We start from the raw sequence: 23013 nt of genomic DNA, 5'->3' as shown, positions 1-23013 counted from the left end.
CTCCGTTCGTAACGGATCTGCGATCCGGCCGAAAACGAAGCGATTCGGTCGGCTCTATCGGTGCTTGATGTCATATTTCCGCTCGATCACGTTGACGAGGCTTGCCGCGGCAAGCGTCAGGAAGATGTAAAAGATCGCCGCCGAGTTATAGGGCGCAAACGGCAGAAAGCTCGCTGACTGGAACTCGCGCATACGTTGGGTGATGTCGCGGATCGACAGAATCGACAGCAGCGACGTGTCCTTCAAAATGGCGATCAATTCGTTGCCGAGGGGCGGGATGATGATCCGGAAGGCCTGCGGCAGCACGACGAGGCGCGCCGTCTGCCAGCGGTTGAGGCCGATGCTGCGGGCCGCCTCGATCTGGCCGATGGGAATGGCGTTGATGCCCGAGCGGAAGATTTCAGCAAGATAGGCCGAATAGGCAAGCGCCATCGCGACGATGCCGCGCATCAGGTTGGGCGGATCGAGCACCCCTTGCGTGGCGTCCTTGAGGGCTCCGCTCAATGGCAGGCCGACATAGAGCACGATCACCAGCATCGGTATGCCGCGAATTGTGTCGACGACGAATTCCGAGCCGATCGCCAGCGGGTGGCGGCGATGCAGATAGCCGCCGAAGGTGAGCAGGCCGACGATGATCGCGAGCACCGCAAGTGTGATGCCCGCCGATCGATCGCTGTCGTTCAGGGTTTCGGTCTCCCAGAGAACGGGCCAGCCGGCCGGAACCGTCGCCCGCGGCAGAAGCGCTGCTGTCACTTCCTTGTTTTCCGCCGCCGCGATCGCCTCGGCGGGCCCAAGGAAAGTCCTGACCGCGCTTTCCTTTTCGGGTGCGCCCGGGTACTGGCCGAAGCGCACGGCGGTGATCAGGCTGGATGGCGTCCTGCTGACGATCGCTACCTTGCCGTCAAGCGAGCCAGCAAGCACATAGGCCTGGCGCGGCTGCAGCAGAAACCAGGCGGAGACGAGGGCGAGGGCGAGCGTCGCGAGTGCGAAAAGCAGGCTGGTGCGCGCGGTATAGTGCAGCTGCAGCAAGCCGACCCAGATGAGCCCTATGATCGCCGCGAGAATATAGGCGGTGATGGCTGCGCGGATCGTCGTCGCGACGCCGGCGGCAAAGGCGATGTGAGCGAAGAACAGGACGAAGATCAAACCCGCGCCGTTGACGAGACCGAGGATCCAGCCGCCGGCTCGCCGCAGGCGATTATCGGCAGCGAGGCTCTTGCGCATGCCGGCAAAGAAGAGGGCGAGCCCCAGCAGCGTCACCGCGAAATAGGCGGGAAAAAGCATGGCTTCGACGCTGCGGACCGCAAGATCGGCCGCCTCCGTCAGTTGGCGCGGCGTGACGCCCTTGACCACGATTGACGACGTAAAGGGATCGACGGCATTGGCGGCGACGGAGGCAATAAAGGGATGAATGGCGCCGCTCAGGACAAGGACGATGGCGGCAACAAGATTGAGAATGGCGGCTGCCGTCACCAGCCGCGCATAACGCGCCTTCGCCCGCGAAAAGAGCAGGACGGAGACGCCGGACGAAAACGCAATCATCAACGCCAGGAAGCCTGGAACAAAGGCGGAGGAACCATTCTCGACGCCGAGTATCGCCCTCAGCGAGCGCTGGTAGTCGCCGGAGGAAGCAAAGAGATAGATGATGAATGGCAGCGCGGTCAGAATGATCAGGTTGCTGGGCCGCACGCTTCTCAGGAACGACATTCATTCCTCCGGGGGATGTTGTGGGTGGTCCCGGAGCGGAAAGGCGCTCCGGGACGGTGTGTCGGCGGCCTGCTTACTTGAGGCCCCAGTACTTATCGACCAGTTGAGCCAACGTGCCGTCATCCTTGATCATCTTCAGCCCTTCGTTGAAGGCGGCGACATTGGTGTCGCCCTTGCGGAAGACGAGGCCGAGCGGGTCAGATTCGAGGTCCTTGATGCCGACGACGAGCTCGCCGGCGAATTCACGCTCGTAGGCCGCCGCATTGGCGCCGTTGATGACGACGCCGTCCACATCCCTGTTTTTGAGCGCGATGATCGCCGCGCTGAAACTGTCATAGGCGACGACGTTCTCCTTGCCGACGACACCCTCGGCGACCTGCGCGTCGGTCGTGTTGGCCTGGGCGGAAAGCTTTTTGCCCTTGGCCATGAAATCGTCGAGGGACGCGGCCTGATCCTCGACGCGCACCAGCACGGCCTGGCTGTTGACGATGTAGGGCTCGGAGAAATCCATAGCCTTCTTGCGCTCGTCCGTGATCGAGACGCCGGAGGCGACGAGGTCGAAATTGCCCTGGTCGAGTGCCGCGAAGATGCCGTCCCAGCCCGTGGTCACGAATTCCGCCTGACAGTTGATCTTGGCGCAGATCGCGTTGACGACGTCGACATCAAAGCCGACGATCTGGCCGGTTGCCGGGTCGATGCTTTCCATCGGCGGCGATGTGGTATCCGAGCCGATTTTCAGGAGCTTGCCGCCGAGGTCGGCGGCATGAGCCACGCCGGTTGCCAGGGCCGACAGCGCTAGCGCAATCACAAATATCTTCACGTCTTTCTCCTCCGTTGTGAATTGATTTGCCTACCCGACGAGACGCCCGCCGAGATTGTCCGGCTGGCGCTCGATCAGCGTCGGCCTGAAGACCTGCCTGAGCGCGTTCGGCTCCTCGCCCGCCATGCGCCGCAGCAGGAATTCGCCGAGCGTACGCCCGAGAACCTCGATCGGCTGGTAGAAGGTGGTGATGGGCGGGGTGAAATAGACGCTGACATTGATGTCGTCATAGGCGATGACGTCGATGTCGGCGCCGACCTGCCGCCGGAGACTGCCGAGCGCCGAGAGCACGCCGAGCGTTGTCGATTCGTTGATGCAGACGAAAGCCGTCGGCGGCTCCGCCGCCTGCAAAAGACGAACGGCGCTTTCCCTGCCGAAATGCGTCGAAAGATCCCCTTCGACAACAAGGTCGCTCGACGCCCGCAGCCCCGCCTCGCAAAAGGCGCGCGCGAATCCGTCTATCCTGTCAAGGGCATAGGAAAGGCGCCGCTCGGGATTGACGAGGGCGATGCGGCGATGCCCCCCGGCAATCAGTCTCGCAGTCGCGGCGTGCGCGGCCCATTCGTTGTCGATATCGACAGAGGCATAGTCGAGCGTCTTGCGACAACGTCCGAGCGACACGAAGGGAAAGCCGCGCTCCACCAGAAAATCGATGCGCGGATCGTCGACGAGGATGCCTGAAAAGATCAGTCCGTCGGCAAGGCCCTGGTCGATAACCCGGCGCGCTACGTCGCAGCCATCGGCCGCGTCCCGTACGACATGGACGGACATGCGATAATCGCTGCCCTCCAGCGCCTGGCTGATGCCGCTCAGGATCTGGGTATATTCGACGCCGTCCCATTCGTAGTTCTGCGCCGCGGTCACGGGCATTAGCACCGCCGCCTGGCGGGTCCTGCCGGTTCTGAGCGCCATGCCGCGCGCATTGGCCTGGTAACCAACCTCGCGCGCCGCCCTGAAGATTGTCTCCCGGGTCGCGGCTGCGACCACGGGCGACCCACGCAGCGCCTTCGAAATGGTGGCGATCGAATAGCCGGTGATGTCGGCGAGCGTCTTGATGGTCGGCGGCGCACTATGGCGCGCTGTGCGATTGTCCGCGGCCATGCTCCTCCCCCGACCTTGGCAACTCGATGATCACTAGCAGGCAATAAAAACGATTTCAACGAAAATATAAACGTTTTTATTGATGACGAGGCGGCGAGACGACCGCGATGTGCCCACAGTGGCCGCACCGTTTTGGTCGCCCTCGCAGAAGGCAGAATGGCAATCGCGGTCAGCACCGTCGCCTCAGGAGCCGGCAATCAAATTAAGGCAAGGTCCGCTTCGCTGCTTCGCGTCGTACGCATCAACTGAGAAGTTCGCGGGACGGCCGAAACCGCGCCGCCCCTCAGTGCGCGGTGTAAGCGCCATCCACCAAATGGATGCTTCCGGTGATGAAGCTCGCCTGTTCGGACAGGAGGAAACACACGAGGGACGCCACCTCCTCCGGCTTGCCGCGCCTCCCCATCGGCTGCAGCGACATCATGCGCCGGGTGCTCGCGATGTCGGCATGTTCCGACAGGAGCGGCGTTTCGATCCAACCGGGACCGACAGCATTGATGCGGATGCCCATCCGCGCATATTCGATCGCCGCAACCTTCGTCAGTCCGACGATCCCGTGCTTGGCCGCGGTATAGGCGGCTGAGGTCGGCAGGCCAACCGAGCCGAGAATGGAAGACATGTTGACGATCGCGCCGCCGCCCTCAGCCAGCATGGCGGCGATCTCGTGCTTCATGCAGTAAAAGACGCCATTCAGGTTGACGTTCATCACCTTGTGCCACTCGTCGAGCGGATAGTCGCCCGTCGCCTTGCGGATGCCATCGATGCCGGCGTTGTTGACAGCCAGATGCAGGCCGCCGCATTTCTCGACGGCGAACTTCACCAAGTTTTCCACCGCTTCGGCATCGGCCACGTCGACGACGAAGTCGTGGGCCTTGCCGCCATGCGAACGAATCTCGGCGGCGGTTCGGCGCGCGGCGTCAGCATCCAGGTCGGCAACGACGACCTCAGCCCCCTCACTACCGAGTTGCAGGGAAACAGCCGCGCCAATTCCGGAACCCGCACCGGTCACGACCGCAACCTTCCCCTCGAAGCCAAGTTTCATTTCTCTATCCTTGTTGTTTTGCCCCGACCTAATCGAGTAGGCACAGCGCCGCAAGACGTTTCACTGAAGAGCAGCATCCGCCTCAACGACCCGAAAATCCTGGCAAGCTCCCGAGACACGCCTGTTGATCCCGCTCCCGTACATTCGCCCGAACAGCAGTGTGGCGCCTCAAATCAGACGCGCAACGCACGCTCTAGCGCTTTGAATTACTGCATATTTTATCCTCAAATCGGCTCGGATTTAAGCAAGCAGCCAGTGGGCCCCGTTACAGATATACCACGCTTGCCCCACATATGCTTTCGCCCGCAAGCAAAGATGTAGTCCTTTCCAACTTTCTATCCTCTCCAGCCGCCTTAATCGATGCGCAAGACTTGGCCGGCGCGCGCCGCGATGTTAAAGACGAATCCGGGGCGCACCGATTTGCTCAGCAGGTAAAGATGGACAATGACCAAATTACGCGCCGGATGCTCGTTTTGAGCGGTCTGGCTCTGTTGACCTCTGGATGTAGTACAACCTGGCAAGGAATGGGGGTGCCCGTTCCATCCCTGTTCGGAGACTCCTCCGGCATCGATCCGCGCTATCGAAGGCGGCACGTCCGCTACGAGGGATACGAAGCGCCCGGAACGCTCGTCGTCGACACGAACGAGCGTTACCTCTATGCGGTCGAAGAGGGCGGTTGGGCTACGCGCTACGGGATCGGCGTCGGAGAACAGGGCCTGACGATGAAAGGCAGGGCGGTCGTCGGCCGCAAGGCGGAGTGGCCCTCATGGACACCGACCGCCAGCATGATCAAACGCAAGCCGCACCTGGCGCAATATGCAGGCGGCGTCTCCGGCGGACCGCACAATCCGCTGGGCGCTTCGGCCCTTTATCTCTACCGCGGCGGGCAGGACACCATGTTCCGCGTGCACGGAACGAACGAGCCGTGGACGATTGGCCACGCGGTTTCGAACGGCTGCATCCGCATGACGAACGAGGATATTGTCGATCTTTACAGCCGCACGCCCGTCGGCACGGAGGTATTGATCATCTGATGGTGTTTCCCCTCAATTTTCGGTATAAATGATGAAGCTGTGTGTTTTTGGGACACCGTTGAAAGTCCGACAACGACAAACCGGATGGCAACTGTGTCCTTTCTGCACTAGGCCGAGTCGCAAATCGCCACTATTACTTCAAATGTTGCCTTCGATAACCCATTCCGAGTATTGAGGAAAGGACTTCTTGATGAGCAGAATTCTAATCGTGATGATTGCGTTGTTTTCGGTCGCCAGCCTGAGCGCTTGCGGGACGATTGGCAAAGGCAAGGGGAAGGCCCCGCCACCGGCAGCGCCGGTAGAACAGGCACCAGTCTATAAGTAAATTTGATCTTTGCGCGGGGAGGGTCTCGCGACCCTTCCCACGTTTTTATTCATGGCCACACCGGCTTAAGATCTACAGCGCGGAAGCCACAGACTCGCAGGAGTTGGCTTTCAACTTTGCGCTCATCAGAGCTCGGGAGATAGAGCGTAGTAATGACGCTTAAACGAGGTCGTATATCGCTTGTGGTCCTGCTCGCAATGGCCACTGCAGCATGTCAAACCGAAGACAAGGCTCCCCAACCGCGTTTTGTTTCGAGTATCGACGCGACCGGGGCGAAATTGGCCCGAAAGTCTCAGCAGAGCGAGCACGGCTACTTCATCGAATTCCGCTCCCGCTACGCGCTCAGTTATGGTCACTCCTATGTGATTTTCGGGCGCACGAACAAGGCCGGAGCAATGATCAATCCGGAGGTTGCGGGACTCGCCCCGGCGACGCTCGATACCGCACCGTACGTCATGGGCCATTTCCTGCCGGTCCCAGCCGAGACCGGAGCGAGCGACGGCGACCTGGAAGAAGAATACCGGTCGGCAAGCTGGCGCGTTCTGCTGACGGAGGACGAGTACCAGGAAGTCGTCGCGAACATTCGCAAGCTCAAGGCGAAGTCCCGCTTCTGGCACGCGTCCCTCTATAACTGCAACGCCTTCGTGGCGGAGATTGCGCGTTCAATGGGGTATAAGACGCCCGGCATCTGGCTCCGGCCGCAAGAATTCATTACAAAGCTACGGCAGATGAACGGCGGGTGAGTGCTACCGGCACCTTCCGCCGCTCGTCCGGTGGTTGGAATCATGCCGCCGCAGCACTTTCATCGGTCGGAGCGGAACTGTACGGCCACATGTTTGACAGCCGTTGCGATCGCCGCGATCGCAACGAAGCGTGGTGAGCTAGCGTGAACATAACGGTCGCTTCTGTCGGCGAAATCATCTGGGTCCTCGGCATCATCGCCTGGTACTTCATTCGGCGTCCTTATGAGCGTCGGGCAAAGCGCGTGCGGGTCGTCAGCAACCGCCGCTCGCGTTCCGAGACGATCGGCCTTGCAGCGGCGCTGTTCGGCCTTGCGATCGTGCCCGGCTTTTATGTCGCCACCGGCAAGCCTGAGGCGGCCGACTATCCAGCGCACGCATGGGCGGTCGTCGTCGGCGCCTTGACCTTTGCCTTGGCGATGTGGGTCTTCCGCAAGACCCACAAGGAACTCGGCCGCAACTGGTCGATTTCTCTGGAGATTCGCGACAAGCATGAGCTGATTTGCCGCGGACCCTATGCCCTCGTCCGTCACCCGATGTACACGTCCTTCCTGCTGATGGGCGTCGGCCAGGCCTTTCTGCTGTCGAACTGGGTGGCGGGCCTTGCGGGTCTGGTGGGCTTTGCCGTCCTCTTTGTCCTCCGAGTGGAAAAGGAGGAGCGCATGATGCTGGAAATTTTCGGCTCTCAGTACCGCGACTACATGGACCGGACCAAGCGAATTATCCCCTATCTTTATTAGAGGTGGCATGATGCGAGGCCGAGCCCTCAAGCTTTCGGCGGCACGACGCCTTGTCGGGGATCTGATGAGATTTTCGATCGGCGTGCCAAGGGTCACGGTGCAGCGCCAGATGGACCTTGGCGCTCTGCAAAAAGCCAGATTGGCACAGCCAAGCCGGCCGTCCTGGACAGTGCTTTTCCTGAAAGGATATGCGCTCCTCTCCAAGGAGACGCCGGAGTTTCGCCGCGCCTACGTCAAATTCCCGAGACCCCAGCTCTACGAATATCCGGGAAGCGTCGCCTCCATCGCGCACGAGCGCGAACATGAAGGCGAAAGGGTCGTGCTCCTGACCACCATCAAGACTCCCGAGCACCGTTCGATCGGCGAATTGGGGGCGCTGATCCAGTCGGCGCGATCACGTCCGGTAATGGAGATCAAGCAGTTCCGCCGTGCTCTAAAACTCGCCCGCGCACCAGCGCCGATCCGGTGGCTGCTCATGTGGCTCGGCCTCAATATCGGCCGCCAGCGCGGACGCCATTTCGGCACCTTCCAGCTGTCGGTCTATTCCGGCCTCGGCGCGGAATCGCTCAATCCCTTGACGCCGCTCACGACGATCTTCAATTACGGTCCGATCAGCGAAGACGGATTGGTGACCGTCCGCATCCACTATGATCACCGGGTCATGGACGGCGCCAATGTCGCGCGGGCGCTGGAGCGGTTCGAGAAGATCCTGAACGGCGAAGTCGCCGATGAAGTGGCCGGTCTTTCCGAGAGGGGAGCCGCCCCGAATGCGGCCGCATCGGGATCAGCAGCATGACGTCGAGCAAGGAGCTCCGGCCAGCCGTCGTCGTGGTCGGCGCCTCGCGCGGCATCGGCAAGGCGATCGCCGAGGCTGCCGCAAAGGACGGCGCGACCGTCGTCCTGGTCGCGCGTTCGGCAGAAGGTCTGCAGGGGACCGCGGCTTCCGTGCGGAAGGCAGGCGGCGAGGCGTTCACGCTCGCTCTGGATCTCATGGCTGGCGATGCCGCGGCGCGTCTGGAAGACTTCCTCTCCAATGAGGGGCTGATATGCGACGTTCTCGTCAACAGCGCCGGCTACGGCCTGCGTGGCGGTGCGGCGATGCTGCCGCTCGATGAGCAAATCGGGATGGTCGACCTCAATATCCGCGTCTTGACCGAACTCACGCTCCGTTTCCTGCCCGCAATGGTCGCGCGCGGCAGGGGGGGCGTGATCAATCTCGGCTCCGTCGCAAGCTTCACGCCCGGCCCCTTCATGGCCTTGTACTATGCAAGCAAGGGCTTCGTCCGTTCCTTTTCGGAGGCGCTGCATCAGGAAGTGCGCCCGGCCGGCGTAACCGTCACCTGCGTCGCCCCGGGGCCGGTATCGACGGAGTTCCTCGAAAAATCGGGCGCCAACAGGGCGGCGCTGTTCAAGATCCTGCCCAAAGTGGATTCGGAATACGTGGCCGAACGCGCCTGGCGCGGCTTCAAGGCGGGCCGGCGTCTCGTGATCCCCGGCATCTCGGCGAGGCTCGCGATCCTGCTCGCCGGACTTTTGCCGTCCGCCGTCCTCCTGCCCCTGATCGGCCGCCTGCAGCTGCGTGGCAACGATCCCTGCCCTTGCGGCTCGGGCAAGACCTTCAAGAGCTGCTGCCGCGCCGGCCGATCGCAACGGCATGCGGTATCAGGAACAAAGGCCTGATCTTCGACGCTGCGAGAGGCGGTTTCCTGCATGCCTTATGCGCGTGGTGTGATCAGCGCGAGCGAAGGGAAGTAGGTTCGGTACCGTGCGGTATCGCGGGTCAGCAACGGGATCTGGCTGACCGCGGCGTGTGCGCCAATGAAGAAATCGGGCAAGACGCCGGTCCTTGATCCTCCCGCCCGTCGATACTGCGTAAAGACCTTAGCTGCGAGAAAAAGAGCCGCTCGAGGCATCGGCGTCATCTCGAGTCCAGCTTCGTCGAGAAACGCATCAAGATCCTCAATCCGGTCGTATCGAACCGACAACTCGGCGTAAATCGTATCGTTGATCAGCAGGGGCCCAGTGAGGCTTGCCGCTTCAAGCTGTGCGATCGACCAATCTGCCCACTTGGCGTCGTCTGTGACAACGTCCAACAAGACATTGGTGTCGATGAGCGTCATGCCTCACCGCGCGTCAACGCCATGATGGCGTCCGTATCGAGCCCCTTGCCTGCGTGACCGCGCAACTTTGCAAAACGGCTCGCCGGTTTTTCCTTGTCGGCACGCATCAGCACGATGCTCCCGTCGGCGGCGCGGCGAAAGTCGACCTTGCTGCCGGGTCCGATCCCCAACAGATCGCGGACAGGTTTCGGGATCGTCACTTGGCCTTTTGCTGTGACCGTCGTGGTCATCTGGGCACCTCGGTAATACTCTCTATCAATAAGGTATTACTCCCGTGGGCAGATTTCAAGCAATGCCCCGCTTCGAGGCTGTGGCCGGCGAGATGTTAATTCGCAAACGACTTCTGATCGCCACGTCCTCGACGCTTCACCTCACTCCATATCATCGCTGTCGGGCGTGCCCGAATGGTCGCGTTGGCCGTAGATGATCTCGCGCTTGCCGACATGGTTGGCGGGACCGACAAGGCCCTCCTTCTCCATGCGCTCGACCAGCGACGCGGCACGGTTGTAGCCGATGCCGAGGCGGCGTTGGATATAAGAGGTCGAGCACTTCTTGTCGCGCAGCACGACCTTGACCGCCTGATCGTAGAGCTCGTTGCCGTCCTCCGACGCGATCGCGCTCTTGTCGAACACGGTGCCCTGATCCTCTTCGGCCTCTTCTTCCTCTTCGTCCGCGGTCACGGTTTCGAGGTATTCCGGGCGCCCCTGCGTCTTCAGATGTGCCACGACATGCTCGACCTCGAGGTCGGAGACGAACGGTCCGTGGACGCGGGCGATGCGGCCGCCTCCGGCCATGTGCAGCATGTCGCCCTGGCCGAGAAGTTGCTCGGCGCCCTGCTCGCCGAGGATTGTGCGGCTGTCGATCTTCGAGGTCACCTGGAAGGAGATGCGCGTCGGGAAGTTGGCCTTGATCGTGCCGGTGATGACATCGACCGACGGGCGCTGCGTCGCCATGATCAGGTGGATGCCGGCCGCGCGCGCCATCTGCGCCAGCCGCTGGATCGCGCCCTCGATCTCCTTGCCGGCGACCATCATCAGGTCGGCCATCTCATCGACGATGACGACGATATAGGGCATCGGCGCCAGGTCCATTTCCTGCTGTTCGAAAAGCGGCTCGCCGGTCCCCTTTTCGAACCCGGTCTGGACGGTCGCGAGGATCGGTTCGCCCTTCTCGCGCGCTACGGCCGCCCGCTGGTTGTAGCCGTCGATGTTGCGCACGCCGAGGCGCGACATCTTGCGATAGCGGTCCTCCATCTCGCGGACCGCCCATTTGAGCGCCATCACGGCCTTCTTCGGGTCGGTGACGACCGGGGTCAGCAGATGCGGGATGCCGTCATAGACGGAGAGTTCGAGCATCTTCGGATCAACCATGATCAACCGGCATTCCTCCGGCTTCATCCGGTAGAGCAGCGACAGGATCATCGTGTTGATCGCCACCGACTTGCCCGAACCGGTGGTGCCGGCGACGAGCAGGTGCGGCATCTTGGCAAGCTCGGCAATCACCGGTTCGCCGCCGATGGTCTTGCCGAGGCAAAGCGCCAGCTTGTAACCGGTCTTGTGGAAATCGGCGGACTCGATCAGCTCGCGGAAATAGACGGTCTCTCGCGTGGCGTTCGGCAGTTCGATACCGATGACGTTGCGCCCGGGCACGACCGCGACGCGGGCCGACAGTGCCGACATCGAGCGGGCGATATCGTCGGCCAGGTTGATCACGCGGGAGGATTTGACGCCCGGCGCCGGCTCGAATTCATAGAGCGTCACGACGGGACCCGGCCGCACGTGGATGATCTCGCCCTTGACGCCGAAATCTTCGAGCACGCTTTCGAGGAGCCCGGCGTTCTGCTCGAGTTGCTCCTGCGTCATGAAGAAGCCTCGGCCTTCCGGCGGCTCCTGCAGGAGTTCTTCGGACGGAAACTCGTATGCGTCGGTTGCCTGGACCCGCTCGATTGCGCCAATCGGCGGCAGCGACGGGGAGGAGCGCTGCACGACGGCCGGCATGGTGACCATGGTTTTTGCCACCGGCGTCTCGGAAACCGTCTCCGGCACCGCAGTCGACACGATCGGCTCCGCAGGTGCCGGCGTGGATGCCTGTGCTGCCAGTGCGGCTGCCGCCGCAGCTTCCTCGGCCGGGACCCGGTCGATCACGTCAGGCGTTGGAGCGGAAGCAGGCAGTTCAGCGGCCGGCGCGGGACGCCGGCATTCGACGACCCGGAACAGCGAGGTGATTGCGGTCGTCGGCAGCGCGGCGAATTCCACAGGCCGCGCAGATATCTGCGGCTGCACTGCGACCTCAGACGAGGTTGCCACGGCAGGGGCAACGGCTATGGGCGCGGCAACCGCGGGAGCGGCGGGGACCACGACCTCGGGCTGCATGAATTCGAAGAAGGCGTGATCGGAGAGATAGGCCAGGCGCGAGTCGGGCTGAACGCCTGTCTCCGCAGCCGCACCGACAGTGACCGCTGGCGCCTCCGGCAGTACGTCGCCAAACTTCACGTCGACTGCTTCCTGTGTGGATCCAGGTTGCATTGCCGGGACTGTCTGTCGCTGTGCGGCGGCCGGCACCGAAGCCAACGCTGATTCGGGCGCGCCGGGGTCGTTGACTTGCCGGGAACTCCACGAGGGAAGCTGCTGCATCAGGACGCGCAGAAGTTCGGACGGACTGTGGTTTGGCGTCTCGGGTTCGACCGCGGGCACATCGTTCGCCGCGGTCGTTTCGACCGCCGCCTCGCTGACCTGCTCCATGGCCCCGACATCCGTCAAGGCGACCTCGGTCGCCACCTCTGCTTCCGCTTCGCCCTCCTCGATCGCCGGGGCGCGGCGCTTGATGAATTCGCGCTCGGGCGTGCGGGTAAAACGCACATTGGGCGACAGGAAGAAATGGCTTTCCCAGGTCGTATCACCGTCATGACCGGTGATTTCGGCAAGCGTTGGCAGCGGATCGCGCGTGGAGGCCGTGACCTGGGCCGGGGCATAGGCCGAGCCCTGCCCATAGAGCCGCGCCGCGCGCCCGGCATAGCCTGTGTCATGGGCTTCCTGGCTCACCGCCCGCCGCGGCGCTACCGGCGCCTCGAACAGGTGGTCCTGTTCGCTTGGCCCTGCCGCGTGGCCATGAGCACTGCTCAGGGCACCCGGATGCGGAGCCTCGAATTCGTCCGCCTGGTTTGCATCATACAAAACTGCCGTCGAGAAATTTGTCCGGGGAATACGCATGGCCTGAAAACTCGAAATTCATTATCGAAGGGGCTGCCTTAAGCGAATAGGAAATGAAGGTTAACAACTCCCTTCCAGGCACGTCGCCGGAAGAGCCGCACACCCTCCGAGGAGCTCCGCGAGAGCCCTTCAAGCCGACCGCAACCGAGGCTTTTCAGGGCTTCCGCGGCGGGTTTTGCCAGCGTTCAAATTCTGTTTCAGACCGGGAAGATTTTCGAAGCGTCCGCGCTATCTTTGCAAACGCAGATTGCTAGGATCGGCGGACGGCGGTGACGCGCGGCAGTTGCAAATCCTTCCGCCGCCCGACCCGCTGCCGCCGATAGAGCCGAATGAGGAAAGGTGTGCGCGGTGTTCCGCCCGCATGCCGGTCTCTTGATCTTAGAAAGGCACCCGACATGACCGACAACCTCGCACTCCAGAGCGCCCTCGCCTTCATCGGTCGTCTGCTTCTCGCCGCCATCTTCCTCTCTTCCGGCTTCGAAAAGTTGGCGGATCCCGCGGGAACGATCGAATATATAAGGGCAGCCAATCTGCCCCTGCCCACGGTAGCCTATGCAATCGCTCTCGTGGTGGAACTCGGCGGCAGCATCCTTCTCGTCCTCGGCTATCAGACCCGCTTGGCGGCACTCGCCATGGCGGTCTTCACCCTGGCATCGGCTCTCGGATTTCACACCAATTTCGCAGACCAGAACCAGATGATCCACTTCATGAAAAATCTCGCCATCACCGGCGGGTTCCTGCAGATCGCCGCCTTTGGCGCGGGTGCCTTCAGCCTCGACAGACGCGCCAGCCGCGTCTGAGCAGAAGCAGGGCCAGGCGGCCTGCGGCGGTCTTTCAACGCTCGCCGATTACTTACTCTCGCCTTAGTCAGCCTCTAGGCAGTCCCTTGTGCGTCGCAACATAGCACGCAGGCAGTAACCTTTAGTTGCTAAAAGGACGAAGATTGCTGATGGCTGACTATGATCCCCGCAAAATCCGAATCGATTGCCTGGATGGACTTCGAGGGCTCGCATCGCTCTGGGTAATGATCGGCCATGCGCTGTTGCTGACGGGTTGGCGCTTGCCGGTACTGTCGGAACCCGATCTCGGTGTTGACCTCTTCATCATGCTTTCCGGCTTCCTGATGGTGTTTCACTATCAGCTGCGTGCCGCCAAGGAGCCGTGGGACCTGACCTCGACCTGGGGACGCTTCTGGATCCGTCGTTTTCTCAGAATTGCACCGCTCTACTACGTTCTTCTGGCCGTCGCCTTCGCGCTCGGCGCCTGGCTGTTCGATTCGAGAATGGTCATCGACCAATTCCTCGGAAGAGCGCCGCAATCGCCGCAACGCTATCTCGACAACGGATTGACCAACGGGCTGATGCACGCGAGCTTTCTTTTCGGCCTCTCTCCTGACTACGCCTACCGGACACCGCTCCCGGACTGGAGCATAGGGCTCGAAATGCAATTCTATGCGGCCTTTCCCTTCATCATGCTCTTGCTCAAGAAAGGCGGGTGGCTGAAGGGCGCGCTCTATACAGCCATTATCGCCCTCGCGATCGTGTCGACGTCGAGCGTGCTGGGAGTCCACTTCCCAATGCCGGCGTTCCTGCCGCTGAAGATGCATATCTTTCTTTGCGGAATGCTGCTGGCTCTTGGCCTTCACGCGGACAGGTCGAAAGCTTTCCTCCATGGCGGGGCCGCCATGGCGCTTGCTCTTCTGCCGATCGGCGGCGATATGACCATCACTAAAATGGTGATGCGCGTCACGCTCGTCGCCGTCTTCTTCGCGCTGCTCTATCATCGCCTGATCGGCAGCACCGTGGGCGTTAGGCTTCGCGCGTTTTCCTCGTCGCTCGGCAACAGGTTCTTCCATTGGCTCGGCGAACTTTCATTCGGGGCTTATCTCTGGCACTTGATCTTCCTGCAACCGATCGCGGCCTATTTCATCACCGCTTTCGGCGACACTCTCACACCGGCTGCACGGTTTGCCGTGGTGACCGCCATCCTGGTGCCTTTGGTCTACGCGGCTGCCTGCATGACGTTTTTTGCGGTCGAAAAACCTGGGCAGAGGCTCGCCAAACGCTTTATCAACCGAGGAAAACTGCAACCGGCCGGGGCATAACCGCCGGAGGAGAGCCGTGATAGGTTCTCAGGCGTAATCGTCAGAAGCCGGACCGAGAGGCCGCTACGGCAGGAGCCATCTTGCTCGTGCCTGAGCGGCACCGGTTCAGGTGCTTTTGATCATTCCGTTCATCCCGTTCGGGTAGAAGCCACCCTTGCTCGCGCCTTCCTGGTCGGTGAGATACACGATACGCAACACTTCTTGCGGAGTCCGGGTGAAGGCTATCGCATCCGGCGTCGAAGGAACGAAGTTGGCCTTTCCGTCCATCTGGATGCCTTGGTCCTTATCTTCCGATCCATCGATTTTGTCACGAGCATCGGAAACCGCATTCGCCGCCTCCCAGGCTTGCTCGCCCATTCTGTAGAGCGTGGATCGAGCCATCCCCATGTGATAGGCCTCCACAGCCAGGATGCCGGCGGCAGCGGCCAGAAAATCCTTGTTCTTCAATACTGTGGCGGCACCCGCATAGGCGGTTACGCCGACGTCTTCGAACAGCATCCCGCCAAGCACAAAGTTCATCTCGTTCCCGAATGGATCAAAGTTCTCGCCGAGGCCCGCCGCTTTTGCGACCGCCGTAAAGCCCGCATCGAAATCGATGGCTGGTCTGGGCACCGCCTGATCTCCGAGAGTCTTGCGATAGAATCGGACATGCGCCAGTTCGTTTTCCGCCACCTCGCGCATGAACTCGCTGATCGCGGGTGTATCGAAGGAAACTTGCTTGCCGCCCGTTACCGGGCCAGCTTCCGCGCCCGCATCAGAATCATCGATCCCTTTTCCGGTCGTACCGCGCAGATAATACTCGGCCTCCATGTACTCCAGGTTGAGCGCGAACTGGAAAATATCCTCGTCCATAATGTCGGTCGGCTCGTCGGCACGAGAAACTGGCACGAGGCCTGCGCTCGAGGCAAGCGTTGCTCCAAGGCCTAGCTGCAAGACGCGACGGCGCGGAAGAAAGAGTGAAGGAAGCGGACGTATCATGGCTTTCTCCTTGAAGCCCGCCCGGCGTCTGTTTTGGCACCTCCATCATGCGGGCCAATTAACGCACAACATCATCGAAGGCTAAATGTTCCGAGCCTCAACGACCCCAAAGCGTAGAGCCCTTAAGGGTCGGCTTTGCGGCTCGAGAGCGACCTGGTGAGAGGCCCGCCAAGCGCCTGATCGGCAGACGAAAACTCCGGCAAAATCGCCCTTGACCTCAACCATACTTGAGGAAGCACTGTCATGCTGTTCGAACGAATAAGAGGGCGGAACGACCATCATGGCTACGAAACTTCATCCAGGTGAGAGCATCGGCGCAGCGATAACAGGCATTTACGAGACCCACCTGCCGGTACGGGATCTGCGCCGCTCGGTAGCATTCTATCGCGACCAACTGGGGCTCGAATTTGCGAAAGATTTCTCGGAACGGAGGGGCGCCTTTTTCTGGGTCGGCACAAAAGCGGAAGGAATGCTGGGGCTCTGGGAGACGGGCACGGCACCACTGCAGATGAAATTGCACTTCGCGTTTCGAGCGCCCGCGGCGACGATCGTCTCTTCCTGCGAAACCCTGCGCGCGGCCGGCATCCAACCGCTCGGTTTCAATGGGGAACCGATTGTGGAGCCCGTGGTGCTTGGATGGGTGCCTGCCATTTCCGTCTATTTCAAGGATCCCGATGGGCATAACCTTGAGATGCTTTCCACGCTCGACGACGCTCCGGACGCGGAGTTTGGTGTCGGCCCGTATTCGTCCTGGGTGATAAAACGCGGCTGACGGTACGGTGGGAAGCCCCTCCCCAACCTCTCCGCACAGGTGGGAGGGGCTTAAACTGTCGCACCGTTTCCGCCTCTGTCTTAGCCCCTCCACGAGCGCAAAGGCTGAAAAAGAAGGCCGCGATCGCAGCGCGCGCCAAGCCCCTCCCACCTGTGGGGAGGGGTTGGCGAGGGGCATTTTCGGGGGAAGCCGGTCGAGAAACTAAAACTTCTGGTTCTTCACAAACGTCGCGTGCCATTTTGCCAGCATCGATACCGCCTCCTTGAGGAAGGCTGGATGGGTGCCGGGCAGGAACTCGATTCTCGGGGCTTTTCCGTCGAGCCGCAGCCGCGCGAAGACACGGCCCGCCTCGTCTCTCAGTTCCTCGGGCTTCTCCGGCTCCGGCTTGTCGCCCTCGGACAGGCGATTGAAGACAAGCTGGAAGCGCTGGTCGGTGTCTGCGGCGCGGAACCGCGGCGAACCGATTTCCTCATCCGCCAGTCCGCGCGCCTCTTCCCTTTCGAGCAGCGCGGCGATCGCCAGCCACCGTTCCCGCCCTGCCTTCGGCGCCGGACCGATAGCGCGGGCGAGATGGTGCGGCACGCTGTCGGCCACCTGGAGAAGGCGCGAGAGCTCGCTTTTCTGCACGGCAAGCGCATCGCCGATCACCTTGCGATCGAAGCCGCGGGCTGCGAGTGTGGCGGCAAACAGCGCCCGCTCGATAAAGGATAGGTTACGCCGTTCCGCATTTTCCTTGCCCTGGGCGAGCACCAGCTCGTTGTCGGAAAGCGGCCGGACGATCGCCTTCACCTGCAGCTCGAGCCGGCGCACGGCCTTTAGTCGCCGATGGCCATAGGCTGTCTGGTAGTGACCCTGCTTTTCCGGATGCGGACGCACGAGGATCGGCGATTGCTGGCCGTTCTCGCGGATGCTTTCGACCAGCGCCAGAAAATCGGGATCGTCCACCTCGCCGTCGGTCAGTCGGTCCTCGACGAAGGAGCCCTCGATCAACGCCGGATCGAGAGCCACGACGCGCTCACCCTGCGTTAGAGCTTCCCTGAGCACGCGTGCCTCTTCCGCCTCGCGGGTGATGTTGCCGAGCGAAAGCCCCATCGCCCGGACCGCTCCTGATGCGGCACGCGGCGCATCCGGGGTGGAGGCCGGCCGCCCGTTGACAGGTGTCAACTCGCTCTCGGTCTTCTGTTCCGCCGCAGGAGCACCGCCCGCAAACAGCGCCCGCAATTCGTTCTTCCGGTTGTTGCCAGCCATGTCTTAGCGCCCCCAGGCCGCATGAATGAGGGCCTCGACTTCGCCGTTGACGGCGTTCAGCGACTCGATCGCCCGGTCGTAGGTCGCGCGGGTGAAATTCTCCCGGCCGACCTCGTAGAGCGTCTGTTTCGTCAGGCCGGCATCCGAGATCGCCGTCGATTTCACCATCGCCGACGTCAGCACGCGATCGCCGAAGAGCGAGCGCATGAAGCCGACGATCTGCGCCTGCGGTCCGTCATTGGGCTCGAAGCGGGTGACGAGGTAACGCAGAAAGTCAAAGTTGAGCTCGCCGCCGGCCTCGCGCACGACGCCGAGGAGGTCCGAGGTCATGTAGAGAAACTGGTTCATCGACGCGACGTCGAGCATCTGCGGATGCACCGTCACGATGACCGAGGTGGAGGCGCAGAGCGCCGAAAGCGTCAGATAGCCGAGCTGTGGCGGGCAGTCGATGACGACGACGTCGTACTCGTCGGCGACGGTCGCAAGCGCCGACTGCACGCGGGCGAAGAACAGCGGACCGGCATCCGCGCCGCTCTGGCGGGCGCTCAGTGCCTGCGGCGTCGTGTGCTCGAACTCCTGCAGTTCGAGATTGCCCGGCACCAGATCGAGGCCGTCGAAATAGGTCTTGCGAATGATGTCCTTCAGCGGTCGCGCCTCGGCATCGTAGCGGATGGCGCCATAAAGCGTATCGTTGCCGGTCAGGTCCAGTTCCGGCTGATAGCCGAACAGCGCCGAAAGCGAGGCCTGCGGGTCGAGGTCGACCGCCAGCACCCGGTGGCCGGTCAGGGCGAGATATTGGGCGAGATGGACCGACGACGTCGTCTTGCCGGAGCCGCCCTTGAAGTTGGTGACGGAGATGACCTGCAGGTGTTCGCCCTTGGCACTGTCGCGCCATTTCAGGTAGCTGCGCGCCTTGGCACCATTGCCCTTGGCGAGTGCCTGGTCGGCGAGATGGCGACGAAGGGCATTAATATCGGAGAGCGAATAGGAGCGCCGCCCGCCGGACCCGGTGTCGGGTTGGGGCCCCTCGCCCGCCAGCGACAGTTGCCGAAGATAACCGTCGGAAACCCCAATCAGCTTGGCGGCCTCGCCGGAGGTGAAGCTTCTGAGCGTCTTCATCGCCGTCGGCGCGAACAGGCGCTCGCGCATCGCCTTCAACTGCTCGGAAAGCGCCCGCGCATCCGCCGCGATCGCCTCATCCGCCGGTCGTCGATAGCCCCCGCTCAAGCCCCCTGCTTCTCCGATCGCCGCCGTTGATCCCGCCATGTCCATTCCCAAATACCCTCTCGCGTTTCGCATCGCATTTGCGGCGGCGATCAACGGTGTCCGTCTTGCGGCAGCGCAAATGCGGCCGCAACATTTCCTTACAGACCCGTCGCTGAACTACGCTGAAATGCGGGATATGCGATCAATTCCGTTAGAAGGTGATTCATCGTCTGATTCGCGTCAAGCCATTTCGGAAAATGCCGGACGGGAAGCCGCTACGCGCTTTCCTGGAATTGCTGTTGCTTCACCGGTTCGGCGGCGTGCGGCCGTAAAGGAGCAGCATGAGGATGATGACCACACCGTAGACGATCTGGCGGCCGGCTTCCGGCATCTGCATCACCGAGAGGATCGATTGCAGGAGCGTGATCAGGATCACGCCGGCGACCGTGCCCAGATAAGAGCCACGACCGCCGAGGATCGAGGTGCCGCCGAGCACGACGGCGGCGATCGCCGGCAGAAGATAGGCGTCGCCCATCGCCTGTGCCGCCTTCGAGGAATAGCCGGCGAGCAGCACGCCGCCGAACGCGCTCAGCGCTCCCGAAATCGCAAAGGCGATCATGACGACGCGCCGCGTGTCGATCCCCGAAAGGTAGGCCGCGCGTTCGCTGTTGCCGATACCATAAACCGCTCGGCCGAAGGAGGTGCGTGTAAACAGGAACACCATCATGGCGCTGATCGCGATCCAGACGAGGATGGCATTCGGCAGGCCTGGGATGACGAACCCTGTCGCGAGCCAGCGCACCGCCGGCGGCGCGGAGTCTTGCGGCGAGAAGCCGCCGGTGTAGACGACCATCAATCCTTGCGCGACGACATTGCTCGCAAGCGTGACGATCATCGATGGGATGCGCAGATAGGCGACGCCAAAGCCATTCAGCAGGCCGAAGGCCGCTCCGCAGAGGATCCCGAAAGGAATGGCGATCACCGGTCCGATGCCTCCGAAGCTGGCGGCGGCACAGGCCATCATCGCGCCGGTCGTCATCACCCAGGGGATGGAGAGATCGATGTGGCCGAGAAGAATCACCACCATGACGCCGGCGGCCACGACCCCGAGAAATGAAGCGACCTTGAGCTGTTGCAGGAGGTAGCCGAGTGACAGAAAATTGCTGGAATAAAGGCTGCTCAGGAAGAGCAGCAGGAGGATGCAGCCGAAGGCGGTGAGCACGGCCGGATCGGCGCGGCGGAGGAATGCCGGCAGGCGCGTCCTGATCGAGATACGGTCCTCGGATGTGTCGCTCATTGGAACCAGTCCAGACGGTTGCGCACCCGCAGCAGAGCGATGGAGCCGATGCTGACCGCGATCATCAGGACGACACCCTGGAGAAGCGGCTGCCACAGCGGATCGACGTCGAAGACAAAGAGCATATCACCGGTCGTGCGGGCGGCGAAGGCACCGAAGATCGCGCCGACGGCGCTACCGCGGCCACCATAGAGCGAGACGCCGCCGAGCACGACGGCCGCGATCGACCAGAGCGTGTAGCCGCTGCCGCTGGCATAGGCCGCCTCGCCGGTATAGGTGAAGAAGGTCAGGAACAGTCCGCCCATCGCCGCGAGCAATCCGGCGAGCGTATAGGCTGCAAACTTGCCGCGCCGGATCGGCACGCCGGACATGAAGGCCGCCTGCTCGGACGAACCGGCGGCATAGGCGGCCCTGCCAAGCCTCGATCGCCGGAAGGGCAGCCAGACCAGCGCAACGGCCGCCGCCAGCGCCACCAGGCTCGAGGGGATCACCCCGAAGAGGCGGCCGGTCAGCGCATCCGCGAGGTCCTCGTTGACGGAGCCGCCGGGAAAGGGTCTCAGCAGCAGCGCCAGGCCAAAATAGACCGCCCCGGTCGCGATCGTCGCGACGATCGGCTGCAGTCGTCCATAGATCACCAACAGCCCGTTGATGGCGCCGCAAATCATGCCCACTGCCAGGACGGCAAGGACACCCAAGGCGGTCGGCAGCGGTTCGCCGACGACGATCCATGATGCCAGGCAATTGGTCAGGATGAAGATCATGCCGACCGACAGATCGATGCCCGCCGTGATCACCACCAGCGTCTGGGCCATGGCGACGAAGGCGAACAGCACGCCCTTGTTGGCCGCGGTCTGAGCCACGTTGGCCGTCAGCCCGGCCGGGTGGTTCGCGATGTAGACGGCAAACATCAGAAGAAAGATCGCGAGCCCCATGAGTGTCCCGCGTTGCTCGTTCAACCAGTAGCGCCACTCGCTCATGCCGCCGTTCCTTCCCGGTCGCCGTCGTCGACGTTGAGAGCGCTCGCGATCAGCGCATGCTCGGTGATATCCCGGCCTTCAAGCTCGCGGACGATGCGGCCGTCATAGAGAACGAGGACCCGGTCGCAGCAGCCGATCAACTCGTCATAGTCGGTCGAATAGAACAGGATCGCCGCGCCGGCGTCGGCGAGCCGGCGCAGAAGCTGGTACATCTCCTGCTTGGTGCCGACATCGATACCGCGTGTCGGGTCATTGAGCAGAACGATGCGCGGCTTGCGCATCAGCCACTTGGCAATCACCACTTTCTGCTGGTTGCCGCCCGATAGCGCGCCAACCGGGATGTCGAGCCCGGCCGTCTTGATCACCAGCAGCCGCACCATTTCATCGATCAGTTGTTCTTCTGCAGTGCGGTCGATAATCCCGCCGCGCGAAACATGGTCGAGTGCGGCGAAGGAGAGGTTCTCCCGCACGGTCATCGGCAGCATCAGTCCCTCAGTCTTGCGATCTTCCGGAATAAGCGCCATGGCGCTGCGCGAGGTGCGGGCGACTGCGGGGCTGGCGATCGTCATCGGTGCGCCGTCGATGAGCACCGAGCCCGTGGTGCCGCGCAATACGCCGAAGAGAGCGAGCAGCAGGTCGCGCTGGCCCTGGCCGTCGAGCCCTCCCAGGCCCACCACCTCCCCTTCGGCGACCGAGAGCGAAATGTCGCGCAGCCGGTCGCCCCAGCCGAGATTCCGGCATTCGAGGCGGGGCGGCTTGGCGATGGCCGCACGCTGCGGCTTCGGCGGAAAGACGTTGCTGTATTCACGCCCGATCATCATCTCGACGACTTCGCTGTTGCTGCGGGTGCCGGCGCGAAAGCTTGCGACATTGCGGCCGTTGCGGAACACGGTGCAGGTGTCGGCGAGTTCGGCGATCTCATGCATGCGGTGCGAGATATAGAGGAGCGCCAGACCCTCGGAGCGCAGGCGCTTCAGCACCGCAAACACCTTGGCGACATCGCCGGCCGTCAGCGCCGAAGTCGCCTCGTCGAGAATCAGGATGCGTGGCTTTGATGCCAGCGCCTTGGCGATCTCGACCATCTGCCGGCGGGAGAGCGGCAGGTCCTTCACCGCCGCACGCGGGTGAATGTCCTCGGCGCCGGCGCGCGCCAGTGCCTCTTCCGCGATCGCGCGCTGAGCCCGCCGGTCGATCAGGCCGAAGCGGCGCGGCGGATTGGCAATGGCGATATTATCGGCGACGCTAAGGTCGGGGATCAGGGACAGCTCCTGGAAGACGCAGGCGATGCCCGCGGCCGAGGCTGCCGCCGGCGAACGGAAGGTGATGTCGTGGCCATCGAGCAGCATACGCCCCTCATCCGCTGCCACCACGCCTGCCATGATCTTGATCAGCGTCGACTTGCCCGCGCCGTTTTCGCCGAGGATCGCGTGGATATGGCCCGCTTCGACGTCGAGCTTGGCATTGTCGAGGGCACGCACCCCGCCATAACGCTTGGATACCCCTTCCATCCGGAAGAGCGGGGACGTCGCCTGTGTCTCTGCCGTTGTCATCCGTCGCCTCGGCTGCCGCAATTTTCGCGCATGCCGCGCCCGAGCG

The 23013-nt window shown here is 62.4% G+C and carries 22 protein-coding genes; 9 read left to right on the top strand and 13 right to left on the bottom strand.

Annotation, left to right across the window (positions count from 1 at the left end; translation table 11 throughout):
* Window positions 1-54 precede the first annotated feature (54 nt).
* The 4 genes from GHK62_RS19435 to GHK62_RS19420 form a co-directional block, all read right to left on the bottom strand.
* On the bottom strand, window positions 55-1707 hold the full coding sequence (locus tag GHK62_RS19435) for an amino acid ABC transporter permease (RefSeq protein ID WP_153440759.1): 1653 nt from the start codon (window positions 1705-1707) through the stop codon (window positions 55-57).
* Window positions 1708-1780: 73 nt separating this feature from the next.
* Entirely contained in the window at window positions 1781-2527 is a 747-nt protein-coding gene (locus GHK62_RS19430) for a transporter substrate-binding domain-containing protein (protein ID WP_184108478.1), read from the bottom strand.
* A 30-nt stretch (window positions 2528-2557) separates the two neighbouring features.
* A complete protein-coding gene (locus GHK62_RS19425; protein ID WP_153440758.1) occupies window positions 2558-3628 on the bottom strand; it encodes a LacI family DNA-binding transcriptional regulator in 1071 nt (356 codons plus the stop codon).
* A gap of 283 nt (window positions 3629-3911) precedes the next feature.
* A complete protein-coding gene (locus GHK62_RS19420) occupies window positions 3912-4667 on the bottom strand; it encodes an SDR family NAD(P)-dependent oxidoreductase (protein ID WP_153440757.1) in 756 nt (251 codons plus the stop codon).
* Between the two features lie 437 nt (window positions 4668-5104).
* Between GHK62_RS19420 and GHK62_RS19415 the strand changes: the two genes are divergently transcribed.
* The 6 genes from GHK62_RS19415 (at window position 5105) to GHK62_RS19390 (ending at window position 9186) form a co-directional block, all read left to right on the top strand.
* Window positions 5105-5701 carry a L,D-transpeptidase gene (locus GHK62_RS19415; protein WP_153440756.1) on the top strand — a complete coding sequence of 199 codons (597 nt, stop codon included), beginning with the start codon at window positions 5105-5107 and terminating at the stop codon, window positions 5699-5701.
* A 190-nt stretch (window positions 5702-5891) separates the two neighbouring features.
* Window positions 5892-6026 (top strand): ABC transporter, encoded by a 135-nt coding sequence (locus GHK62_RS34370; protein WP_153440755.1) that lies wholly within the window; start codon window positions 5892-5894, stop codon window positions 6024-6026.
* A gap of 152 nt (window positions 6027-6178) precedes the next feature.
* Entirely contained in the window at window positions 6179-6769 is a 591-nt protein-coding gene (locus GHK62_RS19405; RefSeq protein ID WP_153440754.1) for a hypothetical protein, read from the top strand.
* A 149-nt stretch (window positions 6770-6918) separates the two neighbouring features.
* Window positions 6919-7506, top strand: coding sequence for a protein-S-isoprenylcysteine O-methyltransferase (locus GHK62_RS19400; RefSeq protein ID WP_184108498.1), 588 nt, complete (start codon window positions 6919-6921; stop codon window positions 7504-7506).
* Window positions 7507-7516: 10 nt separating this feature from the next.
* Entirely contained in the window at window positions 7517-8302 is a 786-nt protein-coding gene (locus GHK62_RS19395; protein WP_153440764.1) for a hypothetical protein, read from the top strand.
* A complete protein-coding gene (locus GHK62_RS19390; protein ID WP_153440753.1) occupies window positions 8299-9186 on the top strand; it encodes an SDR family NAD(P)-dependent oxidoreductase in 888 nt (295 codons plus the stop codon). Before GHK62_RS19395 ends, GHK62_RS19390 begins: the two co-directional genes overlap by 4 nt.
* A gap of 35 nt (window positions 9187-9221) precedes the next feature.
* Here GHK62_RS19390 and GHK62_RS19385 read toward each other — a convergent pair whose 3' ends face one another.
* The 3 genes from GHK62_RS19385 to GHK62_RS19375 all read right to left on the bottom strand — a co-directional run bounded on the left by GHK62_RS19385 (window position 9222) and on the right by GHK62_RS19375 (window position 12835).
* Window positions 9222-9626, bottom strand: coding sequence for a type II toxin-antitoxin system VapC family toxin (locus tag GHK62_RS19385; RefSeq protein WP_153440752.1), 405 nt, complete (start codon window positions 9624-9626; stop codon window positions 9222-9224).
* Window positions 9623-9856, bottom strand: coding sequence for an AbrB/MazE/SpoVT family DNA-binding domain-containing protein (locus GHK62_RS19380; RefSeq protein ID WP_153440751.1), 234 nt, complete (start codon window positions 9854-9856; stop codon window positions 9623-9625). The genes GHK62_RS19385 and GHK62_RS19380 overlap by 4 nt, the downstream gene beginning before the upstream one ends.
* Before the next feature lie 141 nt (window positions 9857-9997).
* A complete protein-coding gene (locus tag GHK62_RS19375; RefSeq protein WP_153440750.1) occupies window positions 9998-12835 on the bottom strand; it encodes a DNA translocase FtsK in 2838 nt (945 codons plus the stop codon).
* A gap of 395 nt (window positions 12836-13230) precedes the next feature.
* Between GHK62_RS19375 and GHK62_RS19370 the strand changes: the two genes are divergently transcribed.
* The gene (locus tag GHK62_RS19370; protein WP_153440749.1) at window positions 13231-13635 is read left to right on the top strand and encodes a DoxX family protein; all 405 of its coding nucleotides are present in this window, start codon (window positions 13231-13233) and stop codon (window positions 13633-13635) included.
* A 149-nt stretch (window positions 13636-13784) separates the two neighbouring features.
* On the top strand, window positions 13785-14939 hold the full coding sequence (locus GHK62_RS19365) for an acyltransferase family protein (protein ID WP_153440748.1): 1155 nt from the start codon (window positions 13785-13787) through the stop codon (window positions 14937-14939).
* A gap of 105 nt (window positions 14940-15044) precedes the next feature.
* Here the strand turns inward: GHK62_RS19365 and GHK62_RS19360 are convergent, their stop codons facing one another.
* The gene (locus tag GHK62_RS19360) at window positions 15045-15917 is read right to left on the bottom strand and encodes a ferritin-like domain-containing protein (protein WP_153440747.1); all 873 of its coding nucleotides are present in this window, start codon (window positions 15915-15917) and stop codon (window positions 15045-15047) included.
* A 280-nt stretch (window positions 15918-16197) separates the two neighbouring features.
* Here GHK62_RS19360 and GHK62_RS19355 point away from each other — a divergent pair, with 280 nt between their 5' ends.
* Window positions 16198-16689 (top strand): VOC family protein, encoded by a 492-nt coding sequence (locus tag GHK62_RS19355; RefSeq protein ID WP_153440746.1) that lies wholly within the window; start codon window positions 16198-16200, stop codon window positions 16687-16689.
* A gap of 201 nt (window positions 16690-16890) precedes the next feature.
* Here GHK62_RS19355 and repB read toward each other — a convergent pair whose 3' ends face one another.
* From repB to GHK62_RS19330, 5 genes are all read right to left on the bottom strand, one after another.
* A complete protein-coding gene (gene repB, locus GHK62_RS19350; protein WP_153440745.1) occupies window positions 16891-17937 on the bottom strand; it encodes a plasmid partitioning protein RepB in 1047 nt (348 codons plus the stop codon).
* Between the two features lie 3 nt (window positions 17938-17940).
* Window positions 17941-19209, bottom strand: coding sequence for a plasmid partitioning protein RepA (repA, locus tag GHK62_RS19345; RefSeq protein ID WP_153440744.1), 1269 nt, complete (start codon window positions 19207-19209; stop codon window positions 17941-17943).
* A 238-nt stretch (window positions 19210-19447) separates the two neighbouring features.
* Entirely contained in the window at window positions 19448-20440 is a 993-nt protein-coding gene (locus tag GHK62_RS19340) for an ABC transporter permease (RefSeq protein ID WP_153440743.1), read from the bottom strand.
* Complete coding sequence (locus GHK62_RS19335; protein WP_153440742.1) at window positions 20437-21417, bottom strand: ABC transporter permease; 981 nt, start codon at window positions 21415-21417, stop codon at window positions 20437-20439. The genes GHK62_RS19340 and GHK62_RS19335 overlap by 4 nt, the downstream gene beginning before the upstream one ends.
* Window positions 21414-22967 (bottom strand): sugar ABC transporter ATP-binding protein, encoded by a 1554-nt coding sequence (locus GHK62_RS19330; RefSeq protein ID WP_153440741.1) that lies wholly within the window; start codon window positions 22965-22967, stop codon window positions 21414-21416. Before GHK62_RS19330 ends, GHK62_RS19335 begins: the two co-directional genes overlap by 4 nt.
* Between the last annotated feature and the right edge of the window lie 46 nt (window positions 22968-23013).

The organism is Sinorhizobium terangae (assembly GCF_009601505.1).
Taxonomy (GTDB): domain Bacteria; phylum Pseudomonadota; class Alphaproteobacteria; order Rhizobiales; family Rhizobiaceae; genus Sinorhizobium; species Sinorhizobium terangae.
The sequence above is the reverse complement of the archived record's forward strand: the minus strand, read 5'-3'. Positions and strand labels throughout refer to the sequence as shown.

Bases quoted from the DNA above. Each gene is read 5' to 3' on its own strand.
- GHK62_RS19435 (WP_153440759.1), bottom strand. From the start codon at position 1,707: ATGTCGTTCCTGAGAAGCGTGCGGCCCAGCAACCTGATCATTCTGACC.
- GHK62_RS19425 (WP_153440758.1), bottom strand. From the start codon at position 3,628: ATGGCCGCGGACAATCGCACAGCGCGCCATAGTGCGCCGCCGACCATC.
- GHK62_RS19420 (WP_153440757.1), bottom strand. From the start codon at position 4,667: ATGAAACTTGGCTTCGAGGGGAAGGTTGCGGTCGTGACCGGTGCGGGT.
- GHK62_RS19415 (WP_153440756.1), top strand. From the start codon at position 5,105: ATGGACAATGACCAAATTACGCGCCGGATGCTCGTTTTGAGCGGTCTG.
- GHK62_RS34370 (WP_153440755.1), top strand. From the start codon at position 5,892: ATGAGCAGAATTCTAATCGTGATGATTGCGTTGTTTTCGGTCGCCAGC.
- GHK62_RS19405 (WP_153440754.1), top strand. From the start codon at position 6,179: ATGACGCTTAAACGAGGTCGTATATCGCTTGTGGTCCTGCTCGCAATG.
- GHK62_RS19395 (WP_153440764.1), top strand. From the start codon at position 7,517: ATGCGAGGCCGAGCCCTCAAGCTTTCGGCGGCACGACGCCTTGTCGGG.
- GHK62_RS19390 (WP_153440753.1), top strand. From the start codon at position 8,299: ATGACGTCGAGCAAGGAGCTCCGGCCAGCCGTCGTCGTGGTCGGCGCC.
- GHK62_RS19385 (WP_153440752.1), bottom strand. From the start codon at position 9,626: ATGACGCTCATCGACACCAATGTCTTGTTGGACGTTGTCACAGACGAC.
- GHK62_RS19380 (WP_153440751.1), bottom strand. From the start codon at position 9,856: ATGACCACGACGGTCACAGCAAAAGGCCAAGTGACGATCCCGAAACCT.
- GHK62_RS19375 (WP_153440750.1), bottom strand. From the start codon at position 12,835: ATGCGTATTCCCCGGACAAATTTCTCGACGGCAGTTTTGTATGATGCA.
- GHK62_RS19370 (WP_153440749.1), top strand. From the start codon at position 13,231: ATGACCGACAACCTCGCACTCCAGAGCGCCCTCGCCTTCATCGGTCGT.
- GHK62_RS19365 (WP_153440748.1), top strand. From the start codon at position 13,785: ATGGCTGACTATGATCCCCGCAAAATCCGAATCGATTGCCTGGATGGA.
- GHK62_RS19360 (WP_153440747.1), bottom strand. From the start codon at position 15,917: ATGATACGTCCGCTTCCTTCACTCTTTCTTCCGCGCCGTCGCGTCTTG.
- GHK62_RS19355 (WP_153440746.1), top strand. From the start codon at position 16,198: ATGGCTACGAAACTTCATCCAGGTGAGAGCATCGGCGCAGCGATAACA.
- repB (WP_153440745.1), bottom strand. From the start codon at position 17,937: ATGGCTGGCAACAACCGGAAGAACGAATTGCGGGCGCTGTTTGCGGGC.
- repA (WP_153440744.1), bottom strand. From the start codon at position 19,209: ATGGACATGGCGGGATCAACGGCGGCGATCGGAGAAGCAGGGGGCTTG.
- GHK62_RS19340 (WP_153440743.1), bottom strand. From the start codon at position 20,440: ATGAGCGACACATCCGAGGACCGTATCTCGATCAGGACGCGCCTGCCG.
- GHK62_RS19335 (WP_153440742.1), bottom strand. From the start codon at position 21,417: ATGAGCGAGTGGCGCTACTGGTTGAACGAGCAACGCGGGACACTCATG.
- GHK62_RS19330 (WP_153440741.1), bottom strand. From the start codon at position 22,967: ATGACAACGGCAGAGACACAGGCGACGTCCCCGCTCTTCCGGATGGAA.